General features: G+C 62.6%; 4 protein-coding genes and 2 pseudogenes. 5 read left to right on the top strand and 1 reads right to left on the bottom strand.

Annotation, left to right across the window (positions count from 1 at the left end):
• Positions 1–439: 439 nt before the first annotated feature.
• On the top strand, positions 440–1,069 hold the full coding sequence (locus tag CQ14_RS03705; protein ID WP_057856590.1) for a DUF1326 domain-containing protein: 630 nt from the start codon (positions 440–442) through the stop codon (positions 1,067–1,069).
• A gap of 49 nt (positions 1,070–1,118) precedes the next feature.
• Positions 1,119–1,934, top strand: a complete 816-nt coding sequence (locus CQ14_RS03700; RefSeq protein WP_057856589.1) for a DUF2182 domain-containing protein — start codon at positions 1,119–1,121, stop codon at positions 1,932–1,934.
• 54 nt (positions 1,935–1,988) lie between these two features.
• Here CQ14_RS03700 and CQ14_RS03695 read toward each other — a convergent pair whose 3' ends face one another.
• Positions 1,989–2,606, bottom strand: a complete 618-nt coding sequence (locus CQ14_RS03695) for a hypothetical protein (RefSeq protein ID WP_057856588.1) — start codon at positions 2,604–2,606, stop codon at positions 1,989–1,991.
• 56 nt (positions 2,607–2,662) lie between these two features.
• Here CQ14_RS03695 and CQ14_RS48075 point away from each other — a divergent pair.
• The 3 genes and pseudogenes from CQ14_RS48075 to CQ14_RS03680 all read left to right on the top strand — a co-directional run.
• A pseudogene (locus CQ14_RS48075) lies at positions 2,663–2,977 on the top strand (SMI1/KNR4 family protein); the annotation flags it as partial.
• A 155-nt stretch (positions 2,978–3,132) separates the two neighbouring features.
• A complete protein-coding gene (locus CQ14_RS03685; RefSeq protein WP_156434662.1) occupies positions 3,133–3,318 on the top strand; it encodes a hypothetical protein in 186 nt (61 codons plus the stop codon).
• 296 nt (positions 3,319–3,614) lie between these two features.
• Positions 3,615–5,147, top strand: a pseudogene (locus CQ14_RS03680) (hypothetical protein); the annotation flags it as partial.

The raw sequence follows: 5,147 nt of genomic DNA, 5'->3' as shown, positions 1-5,147 counted from the left end.
CCCTCCAACAGGAAATGAGCCCCAAGCGGGTCGGTCCCGACAGACCGTCCAACGGCCTCGATGCCCAGCAAACCAGCCACGCGTCGATGCAGTTGCTCCCAGTTCTGGAGCACATCGATTTCAGCAACGGTCGATTTTTGAGATCGGCTGGAAGCCGCAGCTTTTTGGGCCATGGCGCCCTCCTGTCACGTGTCGCTAAATATATGACAGCTGTCGCCGTGGCGCAACCGGGGGCTCCCCACGTTTCCCTGGGCATTAAAGTCCCTCAAAACCGGCGTTTTTGCATCGGAATTGGCGTCCCTGCCCTGTTGGCACGTCACGCATGTCAGCTGAGCGATTCAGCCAGGATCTTGCGGTACTTTCCCGCGCAGCGTAGCTTTCAACTACACGTAGCTTATTCGCAAGAATCTACCGGGTTTCGACCTAGCGGGAGAGAGCGATGGCGGACGTCTCATGGCACCTTTCCGGTGACTATTTTGAGAACTGCAGTTGCAGCATCGTGTGTCCCTGCCTCGTGTCGGCGGCCCCGCCGTTAACCGCGCGACCGACCGAGGGCTTCTGTAACGTACCGCTGATATTCCACGTCGAAAGTGGCCGCTATGGCGACATCGCGCTCGATGGGCTCAATGTCCTGGTGATCCTCCACGCGCCTGGAGTGATGGCGGATGGAGATTGGTCGGTGGCCGCCTATATCGATCAGCGCGCCGACGATAAGCAGACCGAGGCTCTGGCTGCGATTTTCACGGGCGCCGCCGGTGGTCCGATGGCCGCGTTCACACCGCTGATCAGCAAGAACCTGGGGGTGCGCAAGGTCCCGATCACATTCCGCATCGACGGCAAGACGCGGTCCGCGGAGATCCCTGGCATTCTGCACATGTCCGTCGATCCGCTGCCGACGATGCATCCGAGCGGGGAAATGTGGGCGAACATCGGCCATCCGGTTAGCCCCGACAACATGGTGATGGCAGTCGGCGCCGCCGGCAATACGTTCAGCGATCATGGCATGCGCTGGGACAATTCCGGCAAGAACGGCCTCTATGCGCCGATCCGCTGGTCGAACCAGGCGTGATGCAGCTCCTGCTACGGCCTTGCGACGAGGCCGGTAACGTCAATTGCAAATGACCGACAGCACCCTGGAAACCGTGCTGCGCCGCGATCGCTGGATCGTCGGCGGCGCGATCGGGATCATTGCCGCGCTGGCATGGGGCTATACGCTCTGGCTCGCCAACGACATGGACATGGGCGGCATGGACATGACCGGGTTCCGTATGGCCGGGATCGGACTCATGTTGCCGGCCAACGAGCCGTGGCGAGCGCTCGAGTTCGCGTATGTGTTCCTGATGTGGGCGGTGATGATGGTCGGAATGATGGCTCCCTCTGCAGCGCCCATGATCCTCCTGTACGCCCGCGTCGGTCGACAAGCGAAAGCGCAAGGCAAGCCGTTTGCCGCGACCGGCTGGTTTGCGGCCGGTTATCTCCTCGCCTGGAGCGGCTTTTCGCTGGCAGCAACCCTTCTCCAATGGGCGATCGACCGGACAGCCCTGCTGGATTCCCGGATGGCGATCGCCAGCAACCTGCTCGGCGCAATCGTGCTGATCGCGGCGGGGGTCTATCAATGGACACCGCTCAAGGACATCTGTCTCGCCCAATGCCAGTCGCCGTTTCTGTTCCTGATGCGCCATGGCGGCTTTCGCGACGACCCGCGAGGCTGCCTGCTGCTGGGCTTTCGGCACGGCGGCTATTGTGTCGGCTGCTGCTGGCTTTTGATGGCGCTTTTGTTCGTAGCCGGGGTAATGAACGTGCTCTGGATTGCGCTTTTGGCGCTGCTGGTCCTTCTGGAGAAACTTACGCCCGCCGGACGATGGATCGCACGCGCTGCCGGCATTGCATGTGTGGCCGCCGGCGCCTGGCTGCTGGTATCATTGCCGCAGTGATGGGCGATGCTGCTTCAGGCTCGTCGAGATCGCTAAGCGCTGAACGCGGCAGCCTCACTGCTTAGGCGGGTCGATCGCAATGTCGTCGGGGTAGGTGTAGCGCTTCCACCATTTCGGCTTGCTCAGCTGCCTCTCGAGCGTAGCCATTTCGTGGGCCAACGCCCCCGTCTTCCGATCGACGAGAACCGTGCGCCAGTAAGCTCGCCGCTCGGCAGTTCGGACCGTACTCAATAGGAACTGCAACTGATGGGTTCGATAGCCCGTGTAGGTCTTGCCAGAAAACTTGACCGGCCCAAGACATTCCAACGCACCAAGAGGCCGCCCAAGACGTTCCGTCTGTTCATCGAACAAGTTGGCCAGCTCGCCAGGCAACTCTTTCTCGTGATCCCAGACTCGACCGCCCACCCGAACAAACTCAGCCCAGTCGTCGCCTTCCTTGAAACGATACCGCAGGCGCATCCGATCGGGCGGAACAAACTCGAAGATCTCTGTCCGTCCTTGTTGATCGCCGTCGACTACCGTTTCAATACGGTATGCCCTTCCCGACGTTCGGAGCCTCTGAAATTCGGCCTCGACCTTTGGGCCGCAGTCAGCCGCCGTAGCAGTGTTGCCTCCGACGAAGAGGCACAAGCACACGGCCCTGCCGAGCTTCGCAACATGTTGGCTGAGCATTGCGGTCTGCGTTTCTTGAGCCGTCCAGCTCGGTGCGAGCCTGACGTGCCACCGTAGTGCTGTCTACTTCGCAAATTCGTCAGCTTTGGGTCAAAACCTCGCCTCGATGTCGCAATGCTCGCACGGCAGCATCATCCCCGAAAGCCGACGACTTTGTGCCGCACAACAGAGAGGGAGTTTGTGTGCCTCAGAGATTCCAGAAGGACTTCCCTGATTTCTATCGTGCGCTGACGGAGCGCAATGGTGCGGAGATTGAGCAGATTCTGCCACCTGCGACAGACGCGGAGATAGCGGAGATCGAAGCCCAGTGCGGAGTGCCGCTGCCGGCATCCTACAAGCGGTTGCTTCAGTGCGCTCGCGGCTTCTGGCTGTTGGGTGGCGTCATCCAATTCGGCCCGCAGCATCCATTCTTCCACAGCTTCCCCCGACTGGAGGAGTTGACGGCGCAGCAGCGACAGAGCATCGCCCGCAAGGGGGGGGCTGGCCGCCCCCAAGTCAGGGCATGCTCTGTTTTGCAGAGTTTTTCATGGAGGCGGATGGCGACCAAGTGCTTTGGGACGTTTCGCGTGGTTTGCGCGACGGCGAGTATCCCATCTACTACTACGCTCACGAATCCCATCCGCCATCGGTTCGCCAGCTCTCCGCAGATTTCGAGATCTGGCTTGGAGAGTTTCTGAGCTATAGCGCGTTCATCGCAGAGGATGATGATTGAGCGCCGCGCCGGCGGAAAAAATTCTGAGATTTCAACGCCAAGTGTGGGGTGGTGCGCTCGGAGGGCGGAGATGACGTTTGCAATACCCCATGGATCAGGGCGCTTGCGTGAGGCGCGCTTGATCTTGGCTTTTCCGCCAATACCGGCGCAATGCAAATCGCTGATGGGCCAAACCGGCGACGTCGTCATTCCACAGCCTGCGACCGACAGCATCGCCATATTCCGTTGCACCAATCGCCATTGACCCGGCGCGCCCGTCTTGCCATGTTGGCCGCCCCGACAATCCAGGGTCGTGCATGAAAGTCGTTCGTTCCGTTCGCCTCTGGATGAAGGAGGGCAGGTCTGACAAAATCTATGAAGTCGATCTGGTCGATCTCGAACGCCCAGACGACGCACGCTATCTCGTCAATTTCAGATATGGCCGTCGCGGCACGTCGTTAAGGGACGGAACGAAGACTTCGTCGCCGGTCACCCGCGCGAACGCCGAAAAGCTGTTCGACAGTGTCGTGGTGTCCAAGATCAACGATGGTTATCGCCGCGTCGACGGCGACGCACCGCAGCCTGCGGTTCTCGACACGGCCGCCACTGCCAATGGACGCGACACGGAGCTGCTAAAAAAGCTCGCGATCTGTGCGCGTGGTGCGTGGCCCGACAAGGAACGCGACCGCCTGTTCTGGCGCCTCGGCGTGATTCGGCTGACCCCCGCCTATCCCCAACTCGCCGCCATCGCCGAGAAGGTCGGCGCCGCGAACGCAAGTTACAGCCTGGTGTATGCGCTGGCGCGTTGTGGCGGTGCTGATGCCGTCGATCTGCTGCGCGGCTGCGCCGACCTCAATGTCAGTGTCGTGACACGCGACTATGCGGCCTATGCGCTGGCGAGCGAACTGATGGGCGAGCGGCGGCCGCCGCCACGCCTGTCGTTGCCGCGAACGACGGATATCGCGGCGACACGCGACATCGAGATGGCGTTGACGAACGGCGACGGCGCGGGGCTGCTGCAGACGCTGCTGGCGGCGAGCTCGGCGCATCCGGGCTTCGCCAATCAGTTCCTCATCGCGCTCGCCCACCATGCGCTCGCCGACGGCGCGGCGCGCAAGACGCTGCTCGCGGCGGTGCGCGCGATGACCCCACGCCCGCCCTTTGTTCAGGTGCTGCGGCGCCTGTTCAAATATGCCGACCTCACCGACGACGGCCCGCTGTTCGCCGCAACTGCACGGCAGTTCGAGCTGGCGACGCCGATGTACCGTCGCGGCCGCGTCTATAACGACCACGTCTGGGTGCCCGGTTCGCGCCAGGCGCTGAAGCTCAGCGAGGAATTGCGGAGTGCTTCTCCACGCATCGCGCTGTCCGACCAGACCCTGCTCTACTTCAAGCGGCGCGCCTGGCGCATGCTGCGCAAGCGCGCCGAACTCGGACAGGACGCCTTCACGGCGATGGCGAGCGAGCTCCTCCTCGCTTTCACCGACGCCGACGGCATCAAGCCGGCGACATGGACCGAGTATGTCCGCATCGACGGCCGCTTTCAGCCCGCCCCCCATGCCAGCGAGGCGCTAAGTCGGGTCTGGAGCGTCAGCCACCTGCTGCATGAAATGGCCGGCACCAGCCGGTTCAATCCCAACGCGCTGACGCATCGCCACATCGGGGCGCGTGAGCCGGCGCAGCGCGAGGAAGCGTTTCCCGCGCTGTGGGATGCCCAGCCGCAGCGGCTGCTGCGTATCGCGACATTGGCGCGCAATCACGCGGCGGCGCGCTTCGCGGCCGAGGCGCTGCGGCAGGGCCCGCCGCGGCCTGAGACGATGGACGCGGCTGCGATCGGCGGCCTGCTGGCC

It is taken from the genome of Bradyrhizobium lablabi (genome assembly GCF_001440475.1).
Lineage (GTDB): Bacteria > Pseudomonadota > Alphaproteobacteria > Rhizobiales > Xanthobacteraceae > Bradyrhizobium > Bradyrhizobium lablabi.
This window is presented reverse-complemented; position numbering and strand designations above follow the sequence as displayed.

Bases quoted from the DNA above. Each gene is read 5' to 3' on its own strand.
- CQ14_RS03705 (WP_057856590.1), top strand. From the start codon at position 440: ATGGCGGACGTCTCATGGCACCTTTCCGGTGACTATTTTGAGAACTGC.
- CQ14_RS03700 (WP_057856589.1), top strand. From the start codon at position 1,119: ATGACCGACAGCACCCTGGAAACCGTGCTGCGCCGCGATCGCTGGATC.
- CQ14_RS03695 (WP_057856588.1), bottom strand. From the start codon at position 2,606: ATGCTCAGCCAACATGTTGCGAAGCTCGGCAGGGCCGTGTGCTTGTGC.
- CQ14_RS03685 (WP_156434662.1), top strand. From the start codon at position 3,133: ATGGAGGCGGATGGCGACCAAGTGCTTTGGGACGTTTCGCGTGGTTTG.